Origin of the sequence: Tenacibaculum sp. M341, from assembly GCF_004337695.1 — a bacterium.
In the GTDB taxonomy this organism is placed as follows: domain Bacteria; phylum Bacteroidota; class Bacteroidia; order Flavobacteriales; family Flavobacteriaceae; genus Polaribacter.
On sequence record NZ_SJXJ01000002.1, the window covers coordinates 151,118 to 178,084 of the forward strand.

Annotated in this window: 18 protein-coding genes; 14 read left to right on the forward strand and 4 right to left on the reverse strand. The window is 31.3% G+C overall.

All coding sequences use genetic code 11. The features are described from left to right. Positions 1-57: 57 nt before the first annotated feature. From EYW44_RS02570 to EYW44_RS02590, 5 genes are all read left to right on the forward strand, one after another. A complete protein-coding gene (locus EYW44_RS02570; RefSeq protein ID WP_132722099.1) occupies positions 58-1,791 on the forward strand; it encodes a BatD family protein in 1,734 nt (577 codons plus the stop codon). Then, on the forward strand, positions 1,791-2,549 hold the full coding sequence (locus tag EYW44_RS02575) for a tetratricopeptide repeat protein (RefSeq protein ID WP_132722100.1): 759 nt from the start codon (positions 1,791-1,793) through the stop codon (positions 2,547-2,549). Before EYW44_RS02570 ends, EYW44_RS02575 begins: the two co-directional genes overlap by 1 nt. A gap of 459 nt (positions 2,550-3,008) precedes the next feature. After that, positions 3,009-4,607 carry a SulP family inorganic anion transporter gene (locus EYW44_RS02580; RefSeq protein ID WP_132722101.1) on the forward strand — a complete coding sequence of 533 codons (1,599 nt, stop codon included), beginning with the start codon at positions 3,009-3,011 and terminating at the stop codon, positions 4,605-4,607. Between the two features lie 61 nt (positions 4,608-4,668). Beyond that, entirely contained in the window at positions 4,669-6,525 is a 1,857-nt protein-coding gene (locus EYW44_RS02585; RefSeq protein ID WP_132722102.1) for a SulP family inorganic anion transporter, read from the forward strand. A gap of 18 nt (positions 6,526-6,543) precedes the next feature. Next, complete coding sequence (locus EYW44_RS02590; protein ID WP_132722103.1) at positions 6,544-7,173, forward strand: carbonic anhydrase family protein; 630 nt, start codon at positions 6,544-6,546, stop codon at positions 7,171-7,173. A gap of 77 nt (positions 7,174-7,250) precedes the next feature. Here EYW44_RS02590 and EYW44_RS02595 read toward each other — a convergent pair whose 3' ends face one another. Next, positions 7,251-9,878 carry a DUF5916 domain-containing protein gene (locus EYW44_RS02595; RefSeq protein ID WP_132722104.1) on the reverse strand — a complete coding sequence of 876 codons (2,628 nt, stop codon included), beginning with the start codon at positions 9,876-9,878 and terminating at the stop codon, positions 7,251-7,253. Between the two features lie 324 nt (positions 9,879-10,202). On the opposite strand from EYW44_RS02595, the gene rplM reads away from it, so the two are divergent. The 4 genes from rplM to tsf all read left to right on the forward strand — a co-directional run bounded on the left by rplM (position 10,203) and on the right by tsf (position 13,052). Next, positions 10,203-10,658 carry a 50S ribosomal protein L13 gene (rplM, locus tag EYW44_RS02600; RefSeq protein WP_132722105.1) on the forward strand — a complete coding sequence of 152 codons (456 nt, stop codon included), beginning with the start codon at positions 10,203-10,205 and terminating at the stop codon, positions 10,656-10,658. Next, positions 10,658-11,044, forward strand: a complete 387-nt coding sequence (gene rpsI, locus EYW44_RS02605; protein ID WP_132722106.1) for a 30S ribosomal protein S9 — start codon at positions 10,658-10,660, stop codon at positions 11,042-11,044. Before rplM ends, rpsI begins: the two co-directional genes overlap by 1 nt. Positions 11,045-11,243: 199 nt before the next feature. Beyond that, on the forward strand, positions 11,244-12,002 hold the full coding sequence (rpsB, locus tag EYW44_RS02610; protein ID WP_132722107.1) for a 30S ribosomal protein S2: 759 nt from the start codon (positions 11,244-11,246) through the stop codon (positions 12,000-12,002). 84 nt (positions 12,003-12,086) lie between these two features. After that, positions 12,087-13,052 (forward strand): translation elongation factor Ts, encoded by a 966-nt coding sequence (tsf, locus tag EYW44_RS02615; RefSeq protein ID WP_132722108.1) that lies wholly within the window; start codon positions 12,087-12,089, stop codon positions 13,050-13,052. 79 nt (positions 13,053-13,131) lie between these two features. Here the strand turns inward: tsf and EYW44_RS02620 are convergent, their stop codons facing one another. Next, complete coding sequence (locus EYW44_RS02620; protein ID WP_132722109.1) at positions 13,132-15,303, reverse strand: T9SS type A sorting domain-containing protein; 2,172 nt, start codon at positions 15,301-15,303, stop codon at positions 13,132-13,134. Between the two features lie 124 nt (positions 15,304-15,427). Further along, entirely contained in the window at positions 15,428-19,147 is a 3,720-nt protein-coding gene (locus EYW44_RS02625) for an RICIN domain-containing protein (RefSeq protein WP_132722110.1), read from the reverse strand. Positions 19,148-19,667: 520 nt separating this feature from the next. Between EYW44_RS02625 and pyrH the strand changes: the two genes are divergently transcribed. The 4 genes from pyrH to EYW44_RS02645 all read left to right on the forward strand — a co-directional run bounded on the left by pyrH (position 19,668) and on the right by EYW44_RS02645 (position 24,210). Beyond that, positions 19,668-20,378, forward strand: coding sequence for a UMP kinase (gene pyrH / locus EYW44_RS02630; protein WP_132722111.1), 711 nt, complete (start codon positions 19,668-19,670; stop codon positions 20,376-20,378). 36 nt (positions 20,379-20,414) lie between these two features. Next, the gene (gene frr, locus EYW44_RS02635; protein WP_132722112.1) at positions 20,415-20,969 is read left to right on the forward strand and encodes a ribosome recycling factor; all 555 of its coding nucleotides are present in this window, start codon (positions 20,415-20,417) and stop codon (positions 20,967-20,969) included. Between the two features lie 96 nt (positions 20,970-21,065). Further along, positions 21,066-23,438, forward strand: a complete 2,373-nt coding sequence (locus tag EYW44_RS02640) for an efflux RND transporter permease subunit (RefSeq protein WP_132722113.1) — start codon at positions 21,066-21,068, stop codon at positions 23,436-23,438. 223 nt (positions 23,439-23,661) lie between these two features. Next, on the forward strand, positions 23,662-24,210 hold the full coding sequence (locus EYW44_RS02645; RefSeq protein ID WP_132722114.1) for a hypothetical protein: 549 nt from the start codon (positions 23,662-23,664) through the stop codon (positions 24,208-24,210). Between the two features lie 70 nt (positions 24,211-24,280). Here the strand turns inward: EYW44_RS02645 and EYW44_RS02650 are convergent, their stop codons facing one another. Then, entirely contained in the window at positions 24,281-25,354 is a 1,074-nt protein-coding gene (locus tag EYW44_RS02650; RefSeq protein ID WP_132722115.1) for an AAA family ATPase, read from the reverse strand. Between the two features lie 148 nt (positions 25,355-25,502). Between EYW44_RS02650 and asnS the strand changes: the two genes are divergently transcribed. Continuing rightward, the gene (gene asnS, locus EYW44_RS02655) at positions 25,503-26,945 is read left to right on the forward strand and encodes an asparagine--tRNA ligase (RefSeq protein ID WP_132722116.1); all 1,443 of its coding nucleotides are present in this window, start codon (positions 25,503-25,505) and stop codon (positions 26,943-26,945) included. Positions 26,946-26,967: the final 22 nt, after the last annotated feature.

Below are 26,967 nucleotides of genomic sequence, written 5' to 3' on the forward strand. Positions count from 1 at the left end.
TGCTCCTTTTATTTTAATAAATATAATTGACAGGTGAAGTATTATATTGCGATTTTAATGACCTTTTTAACACATTCCCTTTTAGCACAAGAGGCTAAATTGACAGCAAGTGTTAGTAAAAACAAGCTTGGCTTAAATCAACGTCTTCGTGTTCAGTTTACGATAAACAAACAAGGCGCTGATAACTTTATGGCTCCTAAATTCAGTAACTTTAAAATAGTAGGAGGACCAAGTCAATCGGTAAGTCAATCTTGGGTAAATGGTAAAACAACATTTAATCAGTCGTACACATATATCATTAAACCTTTAAGAAAAGGAGAGTTCAATTTGCCTTCAGCATCTATTCAAATAGGAGGGAAAACATTGAAGTCTGAGCCAGTAAAAATAATTGTAACAGATGCCGTTAAAGTACCTAAAAATCCAAATGATCCAGATTATATAGCTGAGCAAAATATTCATTTAGTAGCTCAAATATCAAAATCTAAACCATATGTGGGAGAGGGAATTTATGTAGAGTATCGATTGTATTTTAGTAACAATGTAGGTATCTATGATAATGCTGTTACGGAATCGCCTCAATATATTGGTTTCTGGAATCAAGAAATAAAAAATAACACAAATGATATTAAAACAGCTATGTATAACGGAGAGCAATATCGTTATGCTGTTTTAAATAAAGCTTTATTAATTCCAACAAAGTCTGGTAAATTAACTATAGATCCTATGAAAATGGATATTGTAGTTGCTGTGCCTACTGGTAGAGGAGATTTTTTTGGAAATCCTATAACAAGAAGAGTTCGTAAAGAGTATACTTCAGCAAGAAAAACAATCAATGTTAAAGAACTACCTTTAGAAGGGAAACCAGATAGTTTTACAGGTGCTGTAGGGAGTTTTACCTATGAAATTACTTCTAGTAAAAATACTTTAAAAGCTAATGAATCATCTCAAATTAAATTAGCTGTAAAAGGTAAAGGAAATTTAAAATTATTTGAATTACCAAAAATTGAAACACCAAAAGAACTAGAAGTATATCAGCCAGAAAGAAAAGAAAAGGTTCGTATTACTTCGTCAGGTTTAAGTGGATCAGTGGTAGATAACTACACAGTTGTTCCTGAGTATAAAGGGAAATATAAAATACCAAAAACATATTTTTCTTATTTTAATCCGAAAGAGGGAAAGTATCATACAATTACTACAGAAGATATTTTTGTTGAAGTTACTGAAGGAAAAGAATTAGTAACAGCTAAGGATGATAATCAAGTAGTAAAACAAGATGTAAGATCTACAGGAAATAACTTTAGGTATATTCAAACTAGTACATCTTTGGTTGCTCCAAATAATAGTAGTTTTTTCAATTCATCTTTATTTTACACATTGTTATTACTTCCTTTAATTTCAATTCCTGTAGCCATTGTAATAGGAAAAAAGAAAGAAGAGAGAGATGCAGATATTGTAGGAAATAAACAAAGAAAAGCTGATAGACTAGCTAAGAAATATTTATCAGAAGCCAAACAATATTTAGGTAATAAAGAAGCATTTTATGAAGCTTTAGAGAGAGCATTACATAATTACTTAAAAGCTAAGTTAAGAGTTGAAACATCTGATATTAGTAGGGAGAAAATAACAGAATTGTTACAAAGTAAAAATGTTGGTGACTCTGATATTAGAGAATTTATTGAAGTTCTTAAAAGTTGTGATTTTGCTCGTTATACACCGTTAACAGATGTGCAAATGAATGAAGAGTTTGAAAGAGCTAAAAATGTAATTACACAATTAGATAAGCAGTTATAATGGTTAGGATATTTTATTTACTCGTATTGTTTGTGTTGAGTTCTTTAAATTTAAATGCTCAATCTGCTAATGAACTTTTTGAACAAGGAAATTCACAATATAAAGATGGGAAATATACTGAAGCAATAGCTTCTTATGAAAAAATATTATCATTAGATAATGTTTCTGCTGAACTATATTTTAATTTAGGGAATTGTTATTACAAACTGAATAAAGTAGCACCATCTATTTATAATTATGAAAAAGCACTAAAATTAGATCCGTCTAATTCAGATGCTCAAAATAATTTAATTTTTGCCAAAAGACTTACATTAGATAGAATAGATAGCTTACCTAAATCTTTATTGCAAAGATTTAATGAGAATTACATCAGTCAATTTTCTTATAATCAATGGGGATTTATAACAGTGTTGTTTTCATTTATAACAGCGATATTATTTCTGTTGTACTATTTCTATAGCGGATCGAATAAGAAAAGACTATTTTTTACAACTAGTATTATAAGTTTGTTGCTCTTAATAACTTCACTAAGTATATCTTTTAATCAATATACTAAATCTAAAAATACAATCGAGGCAATAGTTTTTAATCCAGAAGTTTCTGTGAAAAATGAGCCTACAAAAGATGCTGATGAGGCGTTCATTCTTCATGAGGGAACTAAGGTTTTAGTGCTAGACAAAGTAGATGATTGGAGTAAAATTAGATTATCAGATGGTAAGATAGGTTGGTTAAAAATTGATAATATTAAGATTTTTTAAGAACTTTTAATTGTTTTTTAACAAAGCAAGTCAGCTGTTATTGTATATTTGTTAATATCGCTTATGGTTAAACAAATATCAACATACCTTCTAATTACTGTTTTGTTTACGGCAGTAGTGCTGCCTACCTACCTGAGTTTGGTTCAAGATTGTGAGATATCAATATGTATTAACGATATAGAAGAAGACTTAGAAGGAGAAGAAACCGAGAGCGTAAATGAACTAGAAATAAAATTACTTTTTGTTGAACATTTCATAACTTCATATAAGCATACTGTAATCATTCAGAAAGCAGAATACTTATCAAAGGAATATAATTCTATACACAGGAGCTTAGAATCCCCTCCTCCAGAAATTAAACATGTCTAAATTTAGACATTGTCCTTTCAATTTTAAATAAACAAAGCTTAGTATAATTAACATCGGTCTTACATAAGGTCGATTAAAAAACAATTTGACATGTTCAAAACAATTAAAAATGATTTACCCGCTAGTATAGTGGTGTTTTTTGTGGCTTTACCTTTATGTTTAGGTATTGCCTTGGCGAGTGGTGCGCCATTATTTTCTGGCTTAATAGCAGGTATCATAGGAGGTATCGTAGTAGGAGCTTTAAGTGGTTCCAAGATTGGAGTAAGTGGTCCTGCAGCTGGTTTAGCAGCTATCGTATTTAATGCAATAGATAATCTTGATACATTTGAAGTATTTCTTTTGGCAGTAGTATTAGGTGGTGTTATTCAATTAATTTTAGGTATTGCTAAAGCAGGAGTGATAGCATACTTTTTCCCATCTTCAGTTATCAAAGGAATGTTAACTGGTATTGGTATTATTATTATTTTAAAACAAATACCTCCATTCTTCGGAATGGCAAAGAATCCTACAGGAAATATTGAATTTCTTAATGTAGATTGGGGGAGTGTGAAGCTACTCTCAGGTTTTATAAATGCCATAAATGCTTTAATTAGTGGACAAATAACTATTGGAGCTGTCTTTATAGGTGTAGTTTCGCTAGGTATTTTACTTTTATGGTCTAAAGTGCTTTCTAAAAAAGGAAAAATATTTCAGTTAATTCAAGGGCCGCTTGTGGTGGTTGTAATAGGTATTTTGTTTTACGTGTTAACAGTTGGCGGAGGCTTAGGGCTTCTTGAAAAGCATCTTGTTTCTGTTCCTGTACCTGATAGTTTTGATAGTTTTAAAGGGCAGTTTAGTTTTCCAGATTTTTCTGCTATAACTAATAAAGGAGTTTGGATTGTTGCATTTACAATTGCTGTAGTAGCAAGTTTAGAAACTCTGTTATGTGTAGAAGCAACAGATAAATTAGATCCAGATAAAAATGTAACACCTACTAATCAAGAATTAATAGCACAAGGTACTGGAAACATTATTTCTGGATTAATTGGAGGGCTGCCTATTACACAGGTAATCGTAAGAAGTTCTGCTAATATTCAATCTGGAGGAAAAAGTAAAATGTCAGCGATTATACATGGATTTTTCTTGTTAATTTCAGTAATATTAATTCCAACGTTATTAAATAAAATTCCGTTATCAGTATTAGCAGCAATATTATTTATCGTTGGTTTTAAATTAGCAAAACCATCAACGTTTATAGCAATGTTTAAATTAGGGTGGAAACAATGGTTGCCTTTTATGGCAACGGTTTTACCAATGGCATTAACTGGAGATTTATTATTAGGTGTTGGTTTAGGTTTAGCAGTAGGTATTTTTGTAATCTTATTAAAAAGTTTCCAAAACTCTCACTTTTTACATAAAGAAGGAGAAGATGTTGATGATGGTAAAATTAAAATGACTTTAGCTGAAGAAGTAACTTTCTTTAATAAAGGAGCAATTTTAAATGAATTAGATAATTTACCAGAAAATTCTACTCTTGAGTTAGATGTAACAAAAACGAGATATTTAGATAACGATATTATTGAAATATTAGAAGACTTTGCTTATAAAGCTAAAGAAAGAGATATCAATATTAAATTGATTTCAGAGAGAGGTGTTGTTGAAAACCCTCCTAGTTATATTGAGTTTTTTAGGCTGAATAAAAAAGTATAAATTATTAATAAACATACTTATCATTTGTAAAAATGATAAGTATGTTGCTTTTAAAGGAGTAATGAAAAACTTATTTACCAATATAAAAGGAGATTTATTTGGAGGAATTACGGCAGGTATAGTTGCTTTGCCTTTAGCTTTGGCTTTTGGAGTTTCTTCTGGATTAGGACCTAGCGCAGGATTATACGGGGCTATTTTAATTGCTTTTTTTGCTTCACTTTTTGGAGGGACAGATACACAAATCTCTGGTCCAACAGCACCAATGACAGCAGTTAGTATGGTAGTGATAGGTACTATTATTGCAGCTAATGATGGAAATGTAAATCAAGCATTACCTACAATATTAACAGTGTTTCTTTTAGCAGGAGTATTTCAGGTAGGTTTAGGATTGCTTGGATTTGGTAAATACATTCGATATATACCTTATCCGGTTGTTTCTGGATTTATGACTGCGATTGGAGTGATTATTTTAGTAACACAAATTTTGCCTTCGATTGGTTATTATGCTAAAGAAGATGTCAGTTTTGTAGAGCAATTTAAGCCACAAGCAGAAGAAATTATTCTAACCAATATCTTAGAAGAAGAAGCAGGAAAAGGAACTTTGGTTTTAGAAGATTTTAAAGAAACAATTAAAAAAGCGCAAGACTTTCCTTCAGAAGACATTTTAAAAGAAGCTAAAACATTGGCAGGTAAAGAATCTTCGGGTGTTTTAGGAACGCTAAAAGTATTGCCTAGAGCTTTAAAAAGTATCAACTTGTTAGAGCTACTATTAGCACTAGGAACTATTTTGATTATTTATGGCTTCAAAAAGATTACCACTGTTGTACCAAGTACATTGGTAGCTTTATTTGTAATGACAATAATAGCACTTGCTTTTAATTTAGATTACAGACCGATAGAAAAAATACCTGGTGATTTTCCAATGCCCAATCTAGAAATTTTCACAGGATTTCGTTTTGGAGATATAAAACCGTATATTTTTACAGCTTTTACGTTAGCTTTGCTAGGAGCAATTGATTCTTTATTAACTTCTGTAGTAGCTGATAATATGACTAAAACAAAGCACAAACCAAACAAAGAATTGGTGGGGCAGGGAATAGGTAATAGTATTGCGGCAGTTTTTGGTGGAATTCCAGGAGCGGGAGCAACAATTAGAACAGTTGTAAATATCAAATCTGGAGGAAAAACAAAGCTTTCTGGAATGATAGCAGGTGTAATGCTTTTAATTATTTTATTAGGATTAGGACCTATAGCATCTAAAATTCCTGCAGCTGTTTTAGCAGGTGTTTTAATAACGGTAGGAATAGGAGTGATGGATTACAAAGGATTAAAAGCAATTCCTAATTTGCCAAGAGATGTTAAATTAGGACCACTAAAAGTAAGTTCTGAAGTAATTATAATGATTGTAGTGTTGCTATTATCTGCTTTTTGGGATTTAGTATATGCTGTAGGAATTGGTTTGGTAATTGCATCTTTAATTTTTATGAAAAAAATAGGAGATGTTACCGCTAAAAGATCAGATGTTACTTCTTTAAAAGAGAAAGCTTGGGATGACGAATCTGAATTTCCAGAAAGTTTATCACAAGAAGTGTTTATTAAACACATAAATGGACCTTTATTTTTCGGGTCTACAAGTAATTTTCAGCAATTAGCAAAACAGATACCAGATACGGCATCTATTGTTATTATTAGAATGGGTAAAATGCCATATGTTGATCAGTCTGGATTATTTGCTTTAGAAGATATTTTGATAGATTTAGAAAAAAATGGAATTCATGTACTTTTCGTAGATGTTTTAGAACAACCAAAGTACATGATGGAAAAAATTGGGTTGATACCCGAATTAATACCGAAAGAACATATTTATAAAACCTTTTCTGAGTGTTTAGATTGGGTTAAAAACAATGTGAAGAAATAATTTTAAACCATTAGTATTATGAGAAATACAGCGTTGACAAAAGACATTCAAACAGCATTAACTCCCAATGCCGTTTTACAAGATTTATTAGAAGGAAATCAGCGTTATGTTGCGAATAACCTAACATCTTCGGATGTAAATTCTTTAGTAAAGCAAACTACTGGAGGGCAATTTCCAAAAGCAGTAATCTTATCTTGTATAGATTCACGTGTGCCAGTTGAAATGGCTTTTGATCAAACAATAGGAGACGTATTTGTAGCTCGTGTAGCTGGAAATTTTGAGAATGTAGACATTTTAGGAAGCATGGAGTACTCTTGTAAAGTAGCAGGAAGTAAACTTGTTTTTGTATTAGGACATGAAAGTTGTGGAGCGGTTAAAGCAGCTTGTGATGGAGTTGAGTTAGGAAATATTACTGCAATGTTAGAAAACATCACTCCAGCAGCTAAATTAGCATCAGAACAAGTAGAAGGAGTAGCAGATTCTTCAAATAAAGAGTTTGTTGCAAAAACTGTAGAGAATAATGTGAAGATGACTATTGAAAGAATTCGTGAGAAGAGTGAAATTTTAGCAGAGATGGAAAGAAATGGAGAGATTGAAATTGTAGGAGGTGTGTATTCTTTACATACAGGAAAAGTTACGATGATTTAATCTTTTTCAATTGAATAAAATAAAAGGTGTCTCAGATAATGAGACACCTTTTTTATTAAACGAAATTGTTTTGTTATTTACAGGATAAATCGATATGTGAATTTTACTAAAAAGATATTTTCTAGTTCTTGCTCCAAAATTTGACGATTTAACCCTCCTAATAAAGAACCATCAGGGTTTTGGTCACCAGTTGTGCTTTGCGACCATACAAAGAAAAACTCAGATCCAGGAATGTATTCCCAACGCATTACTAAATTAGAACGGAATTGAACTTTGGAAAAATTAGGATTTCCAAATTCATATTCAGGAGTTCCGTCTAAATCTTCATCAATCACATAAGTTTCTTCATTTTCTGCGTTAGTTTCTAATGTAATTTGTTGCTCATCAAAGAAGTTGATTCGATTGTTCAAATCTTTAGATAACGAATTCGTTACGTAATTAAAGTTAGAATATCTACCTCTAGCAATAAATGGTTGTCCGTAATATTGAATAGATAAATTAGGGTTGATACTATAATTAGCTCTAAAAGTAGTAGACCAGTTTTTATTATCTATTTCACCTAAAATATAACGTGTAACACCATTAAATTCCTCTTCAGAAACATATTGTGTTCTGTTATTGTTATCAGTGAAATTTGCGCTTAAAGAAAGATTCAAAGCATCTAATGGCTGATAATTAAAACTTATGTCGTAATTTTTTACAGTAAAATTATCTTGAGAAGTGAAATTGTTTCTAAATCCAATTCTCATACTTAATTTTTTACTTCGGTCTGTTGCTACAGAAAAATCAAAGTAGTTTTCTTCTGAACTTCTCCAGCGTGGTCCACCTCTTAAAAATGAATTGTTGTATGATCTAGGGCGATGACCTATACGAAAATCTGAATTCCAGTTATTATCCCAAGAAATATTACCTCTAGTTTCAAGTTCAAATCTATTATGATGTCCTCCAAAATCAAAAGCATTTCTCATTATGGCTCTTACTGAAGCACTCCTGTAAACTGAAGTTGGTTCTTGCCATAAATATTCAACATTTCCAAATTGCCAAATTTGATCTGTTTGTCTTAGGAAACCAATATCATTTAATTCAAGTTCAGGAGATTTCCAAGTAGTTCCTACGAAATAACGCCAATTTCCACCACCTCTTTTACCTCCAAAAACTCTACCACCAGTACCTGTTAATGAAGTTTTATTTGGGTCAACATTTAAGTAAGAAGCATCTACTCTTTGAAATAAATGTCTTACTGATCTTTGTGTTGCTTCAATAGCTTCTTCACTACCGATTACATGACTCATAGATAAATTACCTTGTATGTAATAATCTCTATCTTTCCATTCATGTCTAAAATCGATACCACCAGAATAAGCAGATTTGTGTAAGGTAGTAATGTTTTGTAAATCTCTGTTGGTAGTAGTGAAAATACCTCCAATATAAGATTTACGATCGTTAAAGTCTTTTTGAGCTCTAGCAACAAAGTAATTAGTCAATGGTTCTATTAATTCTTCTCTTCTTTCGCCATTATTATCTATTGTTGCATATTCATTGTCAGTAATAGTTTCTAAAATACCAATTGACCATCCGTCTTTGGTTTTTCCCGAGAACTTTGCAGCTCCTAAAATAGTACTGTTCTCTGGTACATCAGCAAATTCATTGTCATTCAAACTAGCAGAAGTTTGAGGAGATCTACCAATTCTTCTACTGTAAAATACATTATCGGAACCGCCTACTCTAAAATCGAATATGTTTTTGTTTTCAACAAAGAACGGTCGTTGCTCTTGGAAAAAGATATCGTTGAAGCCATCTAACACAATTGCTCCAGGATCTGCTTCTACCTGACCAAAATCAGGATTGATAGTTACATCAAGTGTTAAATCATTTGTAATTCCAATTTTAGCATCTAAACCACCATTGAAAGAGAAATCAGATCCATCTTTAAAAGGATTACCTTCTTCTTTTGGGAAAAAGTCTTGAGCTAAAAGAACAAAAGGTTGTATTTCTAATTGCTTTTGAGACTTTAAATCGATCAATCCATGTAATTCACCAGCTTCACTAATAAATCCGGCAGCATTGTTTGGAATACGTTGCCACAAAGAACGCTCGTTTGTTCTAAAAAAAGTTCTATTTAAGTTTAAACCCCAAATTTGTTCTTTACTATCTCCAAATCGCAACTGACTAAAAGGTATTTTCATCTCAGCTGTCCATCCTTTATCATCAATTTTAGCTTTAGTATACCAAATAGGGTTCCAGCTAATATCCCAATTCTGACCATTTTGAGTTACAAATTCTTCACCTTTAACTCCGGCAGCAGTAACAGTAAAAACAAAGGCTGTTCTTTTGTCAAAATAACTATCAATAATTACATTAATACGATCACCAGCAAAACCATCTCTTCTTGTGAGTCGTTGTTCAATTTTGTCAGGCTCATCATCATAAGCTCTTAAAGCAACATATAAATATTTGCTATCGTATATAATTTTGAATTTGGTTTGATAGGTAGGCGCAACTCCTTCTTCAGGAGATTTTTGAACAAAGTCAGTACCCCAATCTACAATATTCCAAGCTTCATCATCAATACTTCCGTCAATCACAGGAATTTTATCAGCTTTATTTGTTGTATAAATCTTTTTTTTAACGTTAGTTTCTTGTTGAGAAAATGAAAAAGAACTAGTTAAAAAGATAACTGTAAATAGTGGGAATATTTTTTTCATTAGTTAGTTTTGTTCGCCTTGTCAAAAGTAGAGCAGTTTTTTCTTAACTATTTGTTAATTTATTTTGAAAAAATCAATTAATTGTTAAAGTGTAAAGGTTTCATTGTGATAAAAGTAATACTGAGGTCAAAAAAAAGCTTAAAAGTATATTTCTATCTTTTTTCGTAATTTTATGTTGCTTTTTAGGTGTTTAAATGAAAAATCATTTAGATAAGTAAATAAAAGTAACGATCTATTTGTCAGTAAAATAAATAATTGTAAATTTGCACTCCTTTTTTAAGGAAAATTTATATTTTAATAATTAAGACAAAAACTAAATCGTGTATGAACACATTAAGTTACAAAACAGTATCAGCTAACAAAGCAACTGTAAACAAGGAGTGGGTTTTAGTTGATGCGGACGGGCAGTCATTGGGTCGTTTAGCTTCTAAAGTTGCAAAACTTATTAGAGGTAAACACAAGCCAAATTTTACTCCTCACGTAGATTGTGGAGACAATGTTGTTATCATCAACGCTGAAAAAATCAATTTAACTGGAAGCAAGTGGACTAACAAGACTTACTTACGTCACACAGGTTACCCAGGTGGACAAAGATCGCTTACTGCACAAGAAGTTTTCGAAAAAGATCCTACAAGATTAATCGAAAAAGCAGTAAAAGGAATGTTACCAAAAAACAAATTAGGTAGCGCTTTATACAGAAATTTATATGTTTATACAGGTGCTGAGCACGAACAAGAAGCTCAAAAGCCAAAAACTATTAACCTTAACGATCTTAAATAATGGAAACAGTTCACAAAATAGGTAGAAGAAAAACAGCAGTTGCTCGTGTATATGTTTCTGAAGGAAGTGGAAACATCACAGTAAACAAAAGAGAATTAAACAACTACTTTACAACACCAACTTTACAGTATAAAGTAAGACAACCTTTAATGTTAACAGAAAACTTAGAGGCTTACGATATTAAAGTAAATGTATACGGAGGTGGAGTAACAGGTCAGGCAGAAGCTATTCGTTTAGCTATTACTAGAGCTTTAGTAGCAATTAACGAAGAAAACAAGCCAGTATTAAAACCTCACGGTTTATTAACTCGTGATCCTAGAATGGTTGAACGTAAGAAATTCGGTCAGAAGAAAGCACGTAAGAAATTCCAGTTCTCTAAGCGTTAATATTTCAGAGAAGAGATACGAGAATCAAGAGTCGAGATATATGTCTCTTATCTTTATTCTTTTATCTTTTGTATCAAGAAAAGCTTCGAGACTGTTATTTATAAATTAAAATTTTCATTAACAGTTTAGTATCTAAATAGTTTAGACGTAAATACCTACTGAACTATTGCGAAAACAGAACGTAAACACATTTATTAAAATGGCAAACATTCAAGAATTATTAGAAAATGGAGTACACTTTGGTCACTTAACTAGAAAGTGGAATCCAAACATGGCTCCATACATTTATACAGAGCGTAATGGTGTTCACATCATCGATTTGTATAAAACTTCAGCTAAAATTGACGAGGCTAAAGCAGCGTTACAAAAGATAGCTAACTCAGGACGTAAGATTTTATTTGTAGCTACAAAGAAGCAAGCTAAAGATATCGTTTCTGAGCAAGCAAAATCTGTAAACATGCCTTACATCACTGAAAGATGGCCAGGTGGTATGTTAACAAACTTTGTAACTATCCGTAAAGCTGTTAAGAAAATGGCTTCTATTGATAGAATGAAGCAAGATGGTTCTTTTGATGCATTATCTAAAAGAGAAAAATTACAAATTAACCGTCAACGTGAGAAGTTAGAGAAAAACTTAGGTTCTATTTCTGACATGACTCGTTTACCAGGTGCATTATTTGTTATCGATATTAAGAAAGAGCATATTGCTGTAGCTGAGGCGCAAAAATTAAATATTCCAATTTTTGCAATGGTTGATACAAATTCTGATCCAAGACCAATTGATTATGTAATTCCTGCAAATGATGATGCTTCTAAATCTATTGATAAAGTATTGTCTTATGTAACTGAAGCAATTGCTGAAGGTTTAGCTGATAGAAAAGCTGACAAAGAAAAGGCAAAAGCTGAAAAAGAAGTTGCAGCAAAGCAAGAAGAGCCTAAAAAAGAAGAGGCTAAGTAAAAATATTTAAAGGTTTCATTACATTGAAACCTTTATTTTATACTATCATTGTAATAATTAATACAACTAAAAAAACAAACAAAAATGTCAAAAATTAGCGCAGCAGACGTAAAAAAATTAAGAGAGACTACTGGTGCAGGAATGATGGACTGTAAAAATGCCTTAGTAGAAGCAGAAGGTAACTTTGATAAAGCTATTGAAATCTTACGTAAGAAAGGACAAAAGATAGCTGCAAAAAGAGCGGATCGTGATTCATCAGAAGGAGTTGCTATAGCTAAGATTAGTGATGACAATACTTATGGTGTTGCTATCGTTTTAGCTTGTGAAACTGATTTCGTTGCTAAGAATGATTCTTATAAAGAATTAGCTCAGCAGTTTGTTGACATTGCAATCAATCATAAAACTAAAGAAGAATTTTTAGCTGCTGATTTCGGTGGTGTTACTGTTGCTGAGAAGTTAATAGAGCAAACTGGAGTTATCGGAGAGAAAATTGAGATTCCTTCTTTCGAAAGAGTTGAGGCTCCTTACGTTGGTGCTTATACTCACGTTGGTAAAATTTCTGCTATTGTTGGTTTAAACGAAAAAGTTGACAATGCTGATGTTTTAACTAAAGATTTAGCTATGCAAGTTGCTTCTATGGGTGCTACAACTTTATCTTATAAAGATTTTACACCTGAGTTTGTTGAAGCTGAAACTGAAGCTAGAATTGCTGCTATCGTTAAAGATAACGAAGAGTTAGTACGTTTAGGTAAAACATTAAAGAATGTTCCTCAGTTTGTATCTAAGTTACAATTAACTGATGAAGCTTTAGCTAAAGCTGAAGAGGCTGCTAAAGAGCAATTAAAAGCTGAAGGAAAACCAGAGCAAATTTGGGATAGAATTTTACCAGGTAAAATGGAAAGATTCATTTCTGATAACACTACTTTAGATCAAGAACAATGTTTATTAGATCAAAAGTATATCAAAGACGAAAAGAAAACTGTTGGAGAGTATGTTGATTCATACGGTGGAGTAGGAGTTGAAAAATTCGTAAGAGTTACTTTAGGATAATAAGACAATCTTATATATTATAAAAAAAAGCGGTGATTAGTAATAATCACCGCTTTTTTATGTTTTAAAGTTTTTAGGATTACTTTTTGATAAACTTCAGTTTGTTTTTACCATCAATAGATAGAATATAAATTCCTTTAGAAAGATTTGCTACTGATATTTCGTTTACAGAGCTATTAACGTCTGTTTCGCTAACTTTTTTACCTAAAATGGTATATATATTTATTTTATGAGAATCAGAATCTTTTACATTCTTAAATTTTAAAATATTAGCTACAGGATTTGGATACACAATAAATTGCTCTCTTTTTGCTATAATTTCTTCGTTAGTACTTAAGGTATTTGAAGTACAAACTTCTCCTGGTAAGTTGTAGCATTTTTCTGCAGGACCATGTTCAGCATTCCAATTAATACCAGGTACCCAATTCGTTTTTCCAAACTCGTACGCACCTATATCAGGAGCGCTACCAATATAACCATCAGTAATACCAGCAATTATTTTTCCACCATCAATTGCACCAGCTCCAGAAACAAGGGAAAAGTCGCCTGTATTTACATTGGTAAAAAAGCTAGTAGTAGCTACCATATTATTTTGTTTGTCTGATTGTGGTTCCCATTCTCCTTCAAAACCTAAATTATTCCATACTTTAACATTGGTAAAAGCAGTACCATCTTTGTGCCATGCTCCCATTTCGTCAGAGTTATTCCAAAATGTATTGTTGTATACATTAATATCTTTTCCATCCCAGTTTATTTGAACACCACTCCACTCAGTATTCCAAATAACATTATGATGTACGGAAAAAGCCTCTGCATCGTTATCTAAATAAATTCCAGCAGCTTTTTTAAGTCTTCCTCTACCATTAGTGTCATGGAACCAATTGTGGTGAATTTCACCGTTATGAGGACCACCTACAGTGTATAAAAGCGCACAATCATCAGCAATTAAATTACTTTCAGATACATTGTTAAATGAAAACACACTAGAGTTATTAAAAAACTGTACACAGTCTCTTCCTCCTCTATAAATTGTATTTCCAGTAAACTCTGTGTTATCTCCACCTCTTGCATTAATTGGTGCATCATAAGAACCGATGTAGTTGAAATCGTGAATTCTTGAGTTTAAAATTTTATTGTTAGATCCAACTACTTTAATACCATTAGCAGCACCAAAAGCAATTTCACATTGTTCAATAATATTGTTATTTCCGTTTAAAGAAACACTTTGTTTATTGGCACTAAATCCTCTTTGTACTCCTAAAATGTGATTTCCATAGAAAGAAGACACCTTAAAAATTCTGTTATTTTTTGAGCTGTTATTCATTTTTATTTCACCTCCAAACACAGCTAACTCTTCTATATGAATAAAACTACGTCCAGATAAGTCAATAGTAGTAGTTCTCTTTCTCATTTGAACTTCATTATTTACGGGGGCTACGCCACCAGGCATGATTACAAATACTTCAGAAGTGTTTTTGTCAAACCACCATTCATTTTGATAATCTAAAGCTCCTTTCACACCTTCTAAGTAAAAATCTCCTTTATCTGCTGGAGCATGAAAAGTTCTAATCCAAGTAGGATTTTTATCTAAATTAAAATTTACACGACCATTAGAACTACTTGTAATAAACTCTTTCCAAGCAATCCATCCAGAGCCAGGTTTATCACCATAAAAAAAGACAGTACCACCTGTCCAATCAATATTAGGAATTTGAGAAGAAGTTAAGAAAGCATTATTAATGGTGTTGGAATCGCTACCACCATCATTTCTAATAGAATTTAAAGTGAAAACTACACCATCTTCATTGTTTGGCCAACGAGCTAAATCCATAGCAGTATCTTTATTCAATAAAAAGTTTTCTTGTCCAAGATCCCAATCTATTGTTGTTTTATATATGTTTCCACTATCTAAGGACCAATTATTAAGTTTTTGCATAGCAGTAATTACAACTTTATCGCCTTGTTTGGCTTTAAAAGTAATTGGGTTACCCGCTGTTCCAGATTTATTAGGTTTTAGTATTTCTTCATAAACACCTTCATGAATGATAACAATGTCTCCTGGTTCAGCTATAGAGGCAGCCTTAGAAATGGTTTTAAAAGGAGATGATGCTGAACCTGCATTTGAATCATTTCCTGTTTTTGAAACATGAATTTCTTTTGCAAGTAGTACTTGAACACAAATGAGTGTTATAAATGTTAATCTCTTTTTTAAAAGGGAGAATGAAAAATTTAGGGTATTTGTATTAAACATCTTTAGGAATTAAATAGTTTGATTTACATAATAAACACTATTTCAAGGGGATTATTATGCTGTAATAAAAGACAATGCATCATTTTATTTAAAAATGATGCATTGAAAAAATAAGAAGTTTATGTTACTTTTTAATGATTGTTTGAACTTTTGTTCCTTCTTCATTAATTACGTGCATAAAATACATACCTGCTTCTATGTTATTGATCGTAATTTCTGTGTTAAAAGTATCTTCTTTAATTGTATTTTGATATACTTCTTTACCTTCCAAGTCTATTAATTTAATAGTTGTACCTAATAAAGAATTGTTGTTCTTTAATCTTAAGTAACTTTTAAAAGGTACAGGGTAAGCTTGAAGTTTATTTATCTCATTCTCATTGTTAACAATATCAGTTTTGCTAGCTTTAGTTACAATTAGAGGTTTAATTCTCCATTTTTGATTACCATTATCAGCGCTTAAATCCCAAATTAAAACATTTGCATTTGAAGCACCAGCAGCTCTATCTAAAGCTCTTGTTTCACAATGCATAGGAGTTAAATTATAGAAACTGTTTCCGTTTTTAATAATTTTCCATTTTTTATGAGAATCTTGATCATCAGACCAAGTAGCTACATTTGATCCATTAGTGCATTTAGCAAAAGGAACTTCTAAGTATCTATTCGTACCAACATTTTTAATTGTGTAAACATCATTTGATATATGTGTAAATAACCATTGTTGATTTTTTTCGTTGTTAGGGTTTATCATTCTACTATTATGATTGTCTGATAACCTAGCAGTTAATCGTTGGTTTAATTGACTAGATTCTAAATAATAACTACCGTCAGACAATATCTGTTTTACTTTAACAGTAACGTTATTTATTTGATCGTTATCTAAAGCTTCTTGCCATGAAGCTCCTACAGGTCTAATGTGAGTTTTAAATATATATCCATTTCCTTGAACAGAAGTTGAAGGTAAAATAACAGTAACAGAAACATTTCCTTTTCCTTTTGTAACTGAAGCTTTGTTTTGAGCTACCCAACTAGTGGCAGTCCAGAATTGAACGATGATTTCGCGATTATCTGAAGCTTCATAGTTAATGTTAAATGTGTATGAAGATGCCGGTTCAACAGTAGTAGGAGCATTTGTAAAACTTACAGTATCAACAGCAGGAGTATTATCAACGGTAGTCCCGTTTATTTCAACTAATTTAGAAGTAGCTCCACTTGAACAAATAGCACGTAATACTAGTGTATACGCTACTCCAGATTGTAATCCATCAACAGTTAAAGACGAAGTGTTACCTGATTTGTAAGCTGTAGCAGCAGGAGTGTTAATGTTTCCTGTAAACTGACCTTTTGGCCAAGCTCTAAGTTCATAAGTGTTCACAGCATTAGCATTGTCAAAACTTACAGTTAAAGAATTCTCTTGAGAATCTCTTACTTTTACATTAGTAATTACAGTGTCTGCAGAACATTTTTCTTCTGCACTAACAATTCTCCAATTTTGATTTTTATTTCCTTTGAAATATTCCCATAAATGCATTGGGTTTCCGTTATTTCTATCGATTACTTTTTCACAATGTAAAGGTTGTAAGAAAAAGTCTTCACCTAACTTTGTAATAAACCATCTCTGGTGATTACCTTCAGTACTGTTATACGTTCCTAAATTAATGTTAGGATTTTCGGTAGTATCATTTTTGTTACAGGCAGCATAAGGAACTTCTAAATATTCATTGTTTCTTAGATTTTTAATAGTGTAGTAATTACCTGTTTTTTTGATTTCCCACTTAGCACTGTCATTTGAAGTGTTAGCTGTATTTACAGTTCTTCCGTTAGGACTATTGATTCTAATTTTTTCAGAAATATCTTGAATGAAGTAAACTCCATCAGCTAAATTAGCATCAACTCTATCATCTGTAGGTGTACCAGGATCATTACATGGTTCTCCGGGTAACCCGTAGCAACCTAAACCTGTAGGACCTAGATTTGCATTCCAATTAATTCCTGGTTTCCAGTTATCACCTAATTCATATGCACCTACATCTGGAGCTTTCCCTTTAAAACCATTTGTAATTCCATTTATAACTCTACCGTAATCAATTGCTTTAGCATTAGGCTTAAGTTTGAAGTTGTTATTAGCATGATTTACAAAAGAGTTTTTATCGATTAAGTTATTTTGTTTGTTTGCTTGTGGTTCCCAAGTAACTTCCGTTTCTTGATTACCTGCCTGATCTGTTACTTTTCTGTCAGTGATATTATTCCAAACTTTAACATTCGTAAACTTGGTGCCAGCTTTATGCCATGCCCCCATAGTACCACCTTCGGCTTTAACAAAAGTGTTGTTAAAAATATCAATATCTTTTCCATCCCAGTTAATTTGAATGTTCGTCCATTCAACATTCCAAACCACATTATGATGAACAGAAAAAGCCTCAGCATCATTGTCTAAATAAATACCAGCAGCTTTTTTAAGTTTTCCTCTACCTTGAGCATCATGAAACCAGTTATGGTGAATTTCTCCGTAATGAGGTCCGCCCACAGTATAAAGTAAAGCACAATCATCATTAATTAAATTGCTATAAGAAACATCATTATATTCAAAAACACTGTTGTTGTTAAAAAACTGTACACCATCTCTTCCTCCTCTAAAAATAGTATTTCCTTTAAAAGTAGAGTTTTTTCCTCCACGTGCATTTATAGGGGCATCATAAGAACCTAAATAGTTAAAATCGTGAATACGAGAATTTAATATTTTATTATTATTTCCTCCTATTTTAATTCCATTTGCAGCTCCAAATGCGATTTCACATTTTTCAACAACATTATTACTACCTTCTAGTAGTATACTTTGTTTGTTTGCACTAAATCCTTTTTGTACACCAACAGTATGATTTCCGTAGAAAGAAGAAACTCCGTAAATTCTGTTGTTTTTAGAGTTGTTGTTCATTCTAATTTCTCCTCCTAAAACAGCTAAATTTTTAACTTCAATGTAATTTCTACTAGATAAATCTACAGTTAAAGTTCTTCTTCTCATTTTTATTTGCTTGTTAGCTGGTATTTGACCACCATCCATATACACAAATAATTCTTTAGTGTTTTTATCAAACCACCATTCATTTTTATAATCAAGAATGTCTTTTAATCCTTCAATATAAAAATCACCACCGTCTTTAGGTGGGTGAAAAGTTCTAATCCACTGAGGGTTTTTGTCTAATTTAAAATTAATTCTTCCAGAAGATCCACTGGTGATGTATGCCTTCCAAGCAATCCAACCAGAACCAGGTCTATCTCCGTAGAAAAAAACAACACCGTCTTTCCAGTTTTTAACTTTCTTAGGTAATTCATTCGAAAGTAAGAAAGCGTTAATAGCATTTCCATCACTTCCACCTTTACTTCTTTTAGAATTTAAAGTAAAAGGATCTCCATCGGTATTATCTGGCCATCTAGCTAAGTCCATAGCAGTGTTGCCATTTAAGATGAAGTTTTCTTGACCAAGATCCCAGTTAACTTTCGTTTTATAAATAGATCCATTGTCTTTTTGCCAGCCACTTAAAGCTTGCATAGCAGTAACGATTACTTTTTCTCCAGGTTTAGAAGTGTACACAATTGGTGCACCAGCACTTCCTGATCTAGCTGGTCTAACAACTTCTTCATAGGTTCCTGCTCCAATAATAATAACATCTCCTGGTTGGGCTACAGAAGAAGCTTTTTGAATGGTTAAGTAAGGTGCAGATGAACTTCCATTATTGGAGTCTTTTCCTTTTTTTGAAACATAGATGTCTCGCGCATGAGACAATTGAGTAATTAAGAGCATGGATAAAACCAAGCATCTAAGAAAATGATTTTTAATTTTTTTCATTTTAAGGGTAGTTTATTGGGTTATATTGCAGATAATAACGCTAACTGGTTGTGAATGTTGCATATTCCATAAAAAAATAAGTATTGGAACTTTGAACACTTCCAGAGAGTAGAGCGTAAGCGATTAGTGCTTACTTTTAAAAGAAAGCACAAACATTAAAAAATTATTAGGCAAATTACAGGTCGTATCACTACCAATATTAAATAATGGTATATGATGTTATTATTACTCAATTATTTTTTATAAAAATCAAGAATCTACTGAAAAATAAAGTTTTATTGTCAGTAGCGTTTTTGTGAAGCTTTTTGAAATATTTTCATAAATGATTTATAATTAGGGGTTTGAATGCAAAACTAATAAAAATAAAGCGTTGGTTTTTAAAGTTTTATATAAAAAATACATACTAAATTGACTATGTGTAGTCAATATTTAATCAAGATTATATGGTTTAGTATTATGGTTATGATGATCTTTTTTTATAACTAATACTTTGTATATTTGCACAACTTTCAATAACACTATGCAATACAAAAGAATACTTTTAAAATTAAGCGGAGAGGCTCTTATGGGTGACCGCGATTACGGAATAGATCCACAAAGACTTAAAGAATATGCACTTGAAATTAAGCAGGTTGTAGATAAAGGTATTGAGGTAGCCATAGTAATTGGAGGAGGTAATATTTTTAGAGGTGTATCTGGTGCTGCTAACGGAATGGATAGAGTACAGGGAGACCATATGGGAATGTTAGCAACTTGTATTAACGGGTTAGCTTTACAAAGTGCTTTAGAAGATGAGGGAGTTATTACAAGAATGCAGACAGCTCTTGAAATTAAACAAGTAGCTGAACCATATATAAAAAGAAAAGCAAATAGACATTTAGAAAAGGGAAGAGTTGTTATTTTTGGAGCTGGAACTGGTAATCCATATTTTACAACAGATACAGCAGCAGTATTAAGAGCAATAGAAATTAATGCAGATGCTATTTTAAAAGGAACTCGTGTAGATGGAATCTATACTTCAGATCCTGAAAAAGATGAAAACGCAGTTAAATTTGAAACTATTACTTTTAAAGACGTAATTCAAAAAGGATTAAAGGTAATGGATATGACTGCTTTTACTTTAAGTGAAGAAAATAAATTACCAATTATTGTTTTTGATATGAATACCAACGGAAACTTATTAAAATTAGTTTCTGGAGAGCCAATTGGAACAATAGTTGATCACGAATAAGTCGTATTACATACGAATAATTAAATACTAAAAGAAATGACCGAAGAAATCGATTTTATTTTAGATACTACAAAAGAAGCAATGGATAGTGCTATTTCTCATTTAGAGAAAGAGTTAAGGAGTATTAGAGCAGGAAAAGCTTCTCCTGCAATGTTAGCAAATGTTCAAGTAGACTATTATGGTTCTCAAACACCATTAGGGCAGGTCGCAAATGTAAACACACCAGATGCTAGAACTATTGCTATTCAACCATGGGAAAAAAACATGCTTCAAGAAATTGAGAAGGCTATTATGATAGCTAACTTAGGTTTTAATCCTATGAACAATGGTGAAAACATTATAATTAATGTACCACCATTAACTGAAGAGCGTAGACGTGACCTTGCTAAGCAAGCGAAAGCTGAAGCTGAAAATGCTAAAGTTGGAGTTAGAAATGCACGTAAAGATGCTAACAACGATATTAAAAAGTTAGATGCTTCTGATGATATGAAGAAAAATGCAGAAGCTGAAATTCAAACTTTAACTGATAATTATGTGAAGCAGATCGATGAGAAATTCTCTGTTAAAGAGAAAGAAATTATGACTGTATAATTCACCCACAAAACTTTAGAAAAAAGAGTGTTTTTTAGAACACTCTTTTTTTTAGTTATTTTCCCTTTTTAAATTACCTTTGCAAAAATTTTTTAAATGACTTTTTGGACTAAGATCGCAGGATTTATTTTAAGAAACCGCTATTTGGTGTTAGCTATTATTGTTTTGATAACTGCTTCATTAGTCACTCAAACTAAGCACATTCGTTTTTCTTATTCAGAAGCAAACCTACTTCCGAGTAACCATCCAGTAAATATTGAGTATGATAAATTTCTTGAAATCTTCGGTGAAGAGGGGAATTTAATAATATTAGGAGTTAAGGATAGTACTATTTTTTCTGTAGATAAGTTTAATGCTTGGAACAATATAGCAAGAGATTTAGATGAGTCTGAGGAAGTTGATTTTACAGTTTCTATTGCAGATATAAAGAAGTTAAAAGCTGATAGAAAAAAGAGAAAGTTTGTCATTTCTCCCCTTTTTGATAAAACGCCTTCTGAGCAAAAAGAAATAGAGAAGATTAAAGAACAGTTATTTGAAAAATTACCTTTTTATGAAAATATTCTTTATAACGGAGAAGGTACTTTACAAACAGCAATTTATCTAAATAAAGATATTGTTAATACGCCTAAAAGAGCTGATTTTATAGAGCAAGTATTAATACCTAAAATAGAAGAGTTTGAAAAAGCTAACGACTTACAAGTTAGGGTATCTGGTATGCCTTACATTAGAACTTTAAACTCTAAGAATATAGCAGATGAAATGATGCTTTTTGTTTTAGGAGCTTTGTTAATTACTGCTATTATTTTCTTTTTCTTTTTCAGATCATTTAGAGCAACTTTTATTACTCTTTTAGTAGTAGGAGTAGGAGTTATATGGGCGTTTGGATTTATTGGATTGTTAGGTTATGAACTAACAGTATTAACTGCTCTAATTCCACCTCTAATTATTGTAATTGGAGTACCTAATGCTGTTTTCTTAATTAATAAATATCAGCAAGAAGTAAAAAAGCACGGGAATCAAGCAAAATCTTTACAGCGTGTTATTTCTAAAATTGGAAATGCTACTTTAATGACTAACATTACCACTGCTTCTGGTTTTGCAACTTTTGTTTTTGTTAAAAGTCAGTTATTACGTGAGTTTGGTATTTTAGCATCTATTAATATTGTAAGTATTTTTATTCTAGCATTATTAATCATTCCTATTTTATATAGTTTTATGCCACTTCCACAGAAAAAGCATTTAAATCATCTTGAAAAAAGATGGATGGAAAATGTGGTGAACTGGATGGAAAGAATGGTTAAAGCACAAAGAATTTCTATTTACATCACAACTGTAGTCATTATCATTTTAAGTATGATTGGGCTCTACCAAATAAGGGTTTCTGGTAGTTTAATTGAAGACATGCCAAAAACAAAACAGTTTTATAAAGATATTAAGTTCTTTGAATCTGAATTTGGAGGTATTATGCCTTTAGAAATTTTGGTTGATACTAAGAAAGAGAAAGGAGTAATGAAGCTATCTACTCTTAAGAGAATGGAAAAGTTAATTGAAACCATAGAAACTTTTCCAGAGTTATCAAAACCAATTTCTGTAAATAATTTAGTTAAATATTCAAAGCAGGCTTACTATAATGGTAATCCAAAATATTATCAATTACCTACAGGACAAGAGAAGAGTTATATATTTTCATATACTAAAAACTCAGCGAATGATTCAGGTATGTTATCTAACTTTGTTGATAGTACTGGTAGATATGCTCGTATAACGACATTTATGAAAGATATTGGAACGGATAAGATGGATATTATTCAAGATCGATTAAATGCAGTTATTAAAACGCAATTTCCTGATGGTAAGTTTGAAGTTTCTATGACAGGAAAGGCACTTGTGTTTTTAAAAGGAACAAATTACTTAATTAAGAATTTGGTAATCTCTTTATCGTTAGCCATTTTATTGATTTCTATTTTTATGGCTTGGATGTTTAGATCACCACAAATGATTCTAATATCATTAATTCCAAACATGTTACCACTTTTAATGACAGCAGGTTTAATGGGATTCTTTGATATTCCTATAAAACCATCAACAATTTTAGTGTTTAGTATTGCTTTTGGTATTTCTGTAGATGATACAATACACTTTTTAGCAAAATATAGACAAGAATTATTAGCTAATAACTGGAAAGTAAAGCCTGCCGTATATGCAGCTTTAAAAGAAACAGGAGTTAGTATGTTTTATACCTCTATTGTATTATTCTTTGGATTTCTAGTGTTCACAGTTTCTAGTTTTGGAGGAACAATAGCTCTTGGAGGATTGGTATCTGTTACACTTTTATTAGCAATGGTTTCTAATTTATTATTGTTGCCATCTTTATTACTTTCTTTTGAAAAGAAAATAGCTAATCAGAAGGTTTTAAAAGAAACAAACTTTAAAATTTTCCCACCAAAGGAAGATCAAAAGAATAAATAATATCAGTATTTAATTTATTGATAATAAATAAACTAATATAAGCGTCCTTTTTTAATAAAAAGGGCGCTTTGTTTTATCTAAATGTTACTTAATTTAAAAGTTTATCTCACATTTAATTAACTTAAAACTAATTGATTGTGTTAAATGACTTAACAATCTGTTTATTCGTTGCTTGTTTTTGTTTTATAATTTTGATGTGTTAATTAACCATAACTATTTTAAAATGAAAAGAATCAATTTTATTATCGGAGTAACTGCTTTAATATTAGCAATTACAGCTTGTAATGACCAACAAGAAGAGCCTAAAACATCAAGTGAAATCACAGAAGCTAATTTTTCTGAAATTGAACCTTTATTAGGAGTTTTTACAGAAAAGAGACAAGCTACTGAGCAAGAAATTGCTGATTTTGATAACGGAGTTTCAATTACAAAAAGTAGTTGTAGTTTAGATTCAGATGCAGAGTGTTCTAGAGAATCAACTGCAGAATTTTTACGTTATGCTAATAATTGTATAACTTATCCTGTGCCTCCATTTGGTGGATTTTACACAACTACAACTTTAGCTGCAATTTCTTATTACGTAGATGGAGACGGAGATGTTAATTGTGATAATTATGAAGATGATATTCAAAATATGATCAATAACATAATTAATACTACTGGACCAGTTTGGAATATTCAAGCAGAAGTTTACCAAGTGTCTCCTTGTAACGAAAGATCAAGATCTAATTATATTGTTTTTGAGTTAACTATTTTAACTCCAAATCCATAATTAATCTATTACCTAATAAAAAAGCACACTTTTGAATAAAGTGTGCTTTTTTTGTTTATGTAAATAATGTTTAGAAACCTATTTTATTGTTTTTCTTCTCAAAATATTCAGCTTCATAATTTATAATGTCAGCAATAGTAAGTTCTTCTTCAGAAATATCAACTCCCATAGATGTAAGTAAATTATTTGTTTTATCAATGCTCAGTGGCTTGAACTCATACATAGCAATCATTCTTCCTTTACGCATTAAAGCAGTATCTATTTTAGATAAATGAGTATTAAAAGTACAAATTACTTTAATTTTTAAATAATCACTAAATAACCCATCGGTTAACTGTAATAAGGTAGAAACAACAGATTCGTTTTTCATTTGCTCTCTACTTGTAATTACTTTTTCAGCATCTTCTATAACAAGAATACAATTTCTTTGTTTTAGTAAAAAAGAAATAAAATCAGGATCTAATAAATTGTTGATAAACTCATTTTGAACAAAAATGAAATTAGATTTTACATATTTCGATATAAGTCCTTTTATATAGCTAGTTTTTCCTGTACCAGGTATACCATGCAATAAAATAAGTCCTGATTTTTTATGTGTTATTGCATCAGATATTTTGGAGTGGATAGGCATGAAATCTTCATTATATTTTCCTTTTAAATCCAATTCCATATAATCTGTTTTTACATCTTCTGTCTCATAATAAGAGCCAGATCGTGTTAAAACTTTAAACGAAGGTGATTTTTTTATTCCTAATTGTTGTCTTAGCAGATGATTTTTGTTAATTATCCAAGATTCAGATTCAGTATCATTAGCTTCGTAAATGAATTCAACTTTTAAGGTGTTGTTGTTTAAAGTAACTCGAATCATTACTTTTTTCTCAATTCCTTTATAAAATATTTGATACACATAATCTTCACTAAAATCGGCATTCGCTGTATCTTCAGTTTTCCAATTTTTTGTTAGAATGCTATATTCATCAGTAGAAAGATCTAAGATTTTTAATACGTTATTCATATTTGCTTTTGTTTCCTTTAAAGGAGCTTCAAAAACCAATTCAGAAGGAAAAGCATTAAAATAAAAAGTAAAAAGCGGACCGCGCTCCAGCTCTCCATAGCTATCATAAGCTTTTAATAATTCAGACATATTTTTTATTGCAAATCTACAAATCTATTTCAATACAGTCAATTAGGCTTCCGTAAAGTTAACGTATGATAAATTATGTATTCATAACCTCTCAAAATTGTTCAATTATTCTTAAAAAATTATATTTGCGTTTCAATTTTAAACTAATATGAAAACAAGCAGCGTAAAAGAATTATTAAGTTCGGATAAATTTTTACAAGAAGTTACTGTTAAAGGATGGGTAAAAGCGTTTAGAAGTAAGCGTTTTATAGCCTTAAATGATGGGTCTACTATCAAGAATATTCAGTGTGTAGTAGATTTTGAAAATACGGATGATAATTTATTAAAAAGAATAACTACTGGTGCAGCTGTTTGTGTAAAAGGAACTTTAGTTGAGAGCCAAGGAAAAGGTCAAAATGTAGAAATTCAGGTTAGCAGTGTTGAAATTTTAGGAGATGCTGATCCTGATGAAGTTTCAAAAACAATTTTACAGCCTAAAAAACATTCTTTAGAATTTTTAAGACAACAAGCGCATTTACGTGTAAGAACCAATACGTTTAGTGCAATTATGCGTGTACGTTCAGCACTTTCTTTTGCAGTACACCAATATTTTCAACAAAATGGTTTTTACTATGTAAATACACCAATTATTACAGGTTCTGATGCAGAGGGGGCTGGAGAGATGTTTAAAGTAACAAACTTTGAAGCAAACAAGGCACCTTTAAACGAAGAGGGAGAAATAGATTACACACAAGATTTCTTTGGTAAGCAAACAAACTTAACCGTTTCTGGACAATTAGAGGCTGAAACTTATGCAATGGGACTTGGTAAAGTATATACTTTTGGACCTACTTTTAGAGCCGAAAACTCTAATACAACACGTCACTTAGCTGAGTTTTGGATGATTGAACCAGAGGTTGCATTCAACGATTTAGATGCAAACATGGATTTATCTGAAGATTTCATTAAGTATGTATTAAAATATGTTTTAGATAACTGTGAAGATGATTTAGCTTTTTTAAATGACCGTTTTGCCAAAGAGGAAGAGAAAAAGCCTAAGTTAGAAAGAAGTGAAATGGGACTTATTGAGCGTTTAAAGTTTGTAGTAGATAATAACTTTAAAAGAGTTTCATATACTGAAGCAATTGATATTTTAAGAAATTCTAAGCCTAATAAAAAGAAGAAATTCCAGTTTCCAATTGACGAATGGGGAGCAGATTTACAATCTGAACACGAGCGTTTCTTGGTAGAGAAGCATTTTAAATGTCCGGTAATATTATTTGATTATCCAGCTAATATTAAGGCATTTTATATGCGTTTAAATGAAGATGAGAAAACGGTAAGAGCAATGGATGTTTTATTCCCTGGTATTGGAGAAATGGTAGGAGGTTCTCAAAGAGAAGAACGTTTAGATGTATTAAAAGAGAAAATGGCTGCTTTAGATATTGATGAAAAAGAGCTATGGTGGTATTTAGATACTCGTAAGTTTGGTACAGCAGTACACTCAGGTTTTGGTCTTGGGTTTGAAAGATTAGTGTTGTTTACAACCGGAATGAGTAACATTAGAGATGTGATACCTTTTCCAAGAACACCTCAAAACGCAGAATTTTAATCAAAACAAATAAAATTTTTAA

Coding starts and splice junctions, on each gene's coding strand:
- EYW44_RS02575 (WP_132722100.1), top strand. CDS start 1,791: ATGGTTAGGATATTTTATTTACTCGTATTGTTTGTGTTGAGTTCTTTA.
- EYW44_RS02625 (WP_132722110.1), bottom strand. CDS start 19,147: ATGAAAAAAATTAAAAATCATTTTCTTAGATGCTTGGTTTTATCCATG.
- EYW44_RS02570 (WP_132722099.1), top strand. CDS start 58: ATGACCTTTTTAACACATTCCCTTTTAGCACAAGAGGCTAAATTGACA.
- rpsB (WP_132722107.1), top strand. CDS start 11,244: ATGGCAAACATTCAAGAATTATTAGAAAATGGAGTACACTTTGGTCAC.
- EYW44_RS02595 (WP_132722104.1), bottom strand. CDS start 9,878: ATGAAAAAAATATTCCCACTATTTACAGTTATCTTTTTAACTAGTTCT.
- asnS (WP_132722116.1), top strand. CDS start 25,503: ATGAAAACAAGCAGCGTAAAAGAATTATTAAGTTCGGATAAATTTTTA.
- rplM (WP_132722105.1), top strand. CDS start 10,203: ATGAACACATTAAGTTACAAAACAGTATCAGCTAACAAAGCAACTGTA.
- EYW44_RS02585 (WP_132722102.1), top strand. CDS start 4,669: ATGAAAAACTTATTTACCAATATAAAAGGAGATTTATTTGGAGGAATT.
- EYW44_RS02640 (WP_132722113.1), top strand. CDS start 21,066: ATGACTTTTTGGACTAAGATCGCAGGATTTATTTTAAGAAACCGCTAT.
- EYW44_RS02590 (WP_132722103.1), top strand. CDS start 6,544: ATGAGAAATACAGCGTTGACAAAAGACATTCAAACAGCATTAACTCCC.
- tsf (WP_132722108.1), top strand. CDS start 12,087: ATGTCAAAAATTAGCGCAGCAGACGTAAAAAAATTAAGAGAGACTACT.
- rpsI (WP_132722106.1), top strand. CDS start 10,658: ATGGAAACAGTTCACAAAATAGGTAGAAGAAAAACAGCAGTTGCTCGT.
- EYW44_RS02580 (WP_132722101.1), top strand. CDS start 3,009: ATGTTCAAAACAATTAAAAATGATTTACCCGCTAGTATAGTGGTGTTT.
- EYW44_RS02620 (WP_132722109.1), bottom strand. CDS start 15,303: ATGTTTAATACAAATACCCTAAATTTTTCATTCTCCCTTTTAAAAAAG.
- pyrH (WP_132722111.1), top strand. CDS start 19,668: ATGCAATACAAAAGAATACTTTTAAAATTAAGCGGAGAGGCTCTTATG.
- EYW44_RS02650 (WP_132722115.1), bottom strand. CDS start 25,354: ATGTCTGAATTATTAAAAGCTTATGATAGCTATGGAGAGCTGGAGCGC.
- frr (WP_132722112.1), top strand. CDS start 20,415: ATGACCGAAGAAATCGATTTTATTTTAGATACTACAAAAGAAGCAATG.
- EYW44_RS02645 (WP_132722114.1), top strand. CDS start 23,662: ATGAAAAGAATCAATTTTATTATCGGAGTAACTGCTTTAATATTAGCA.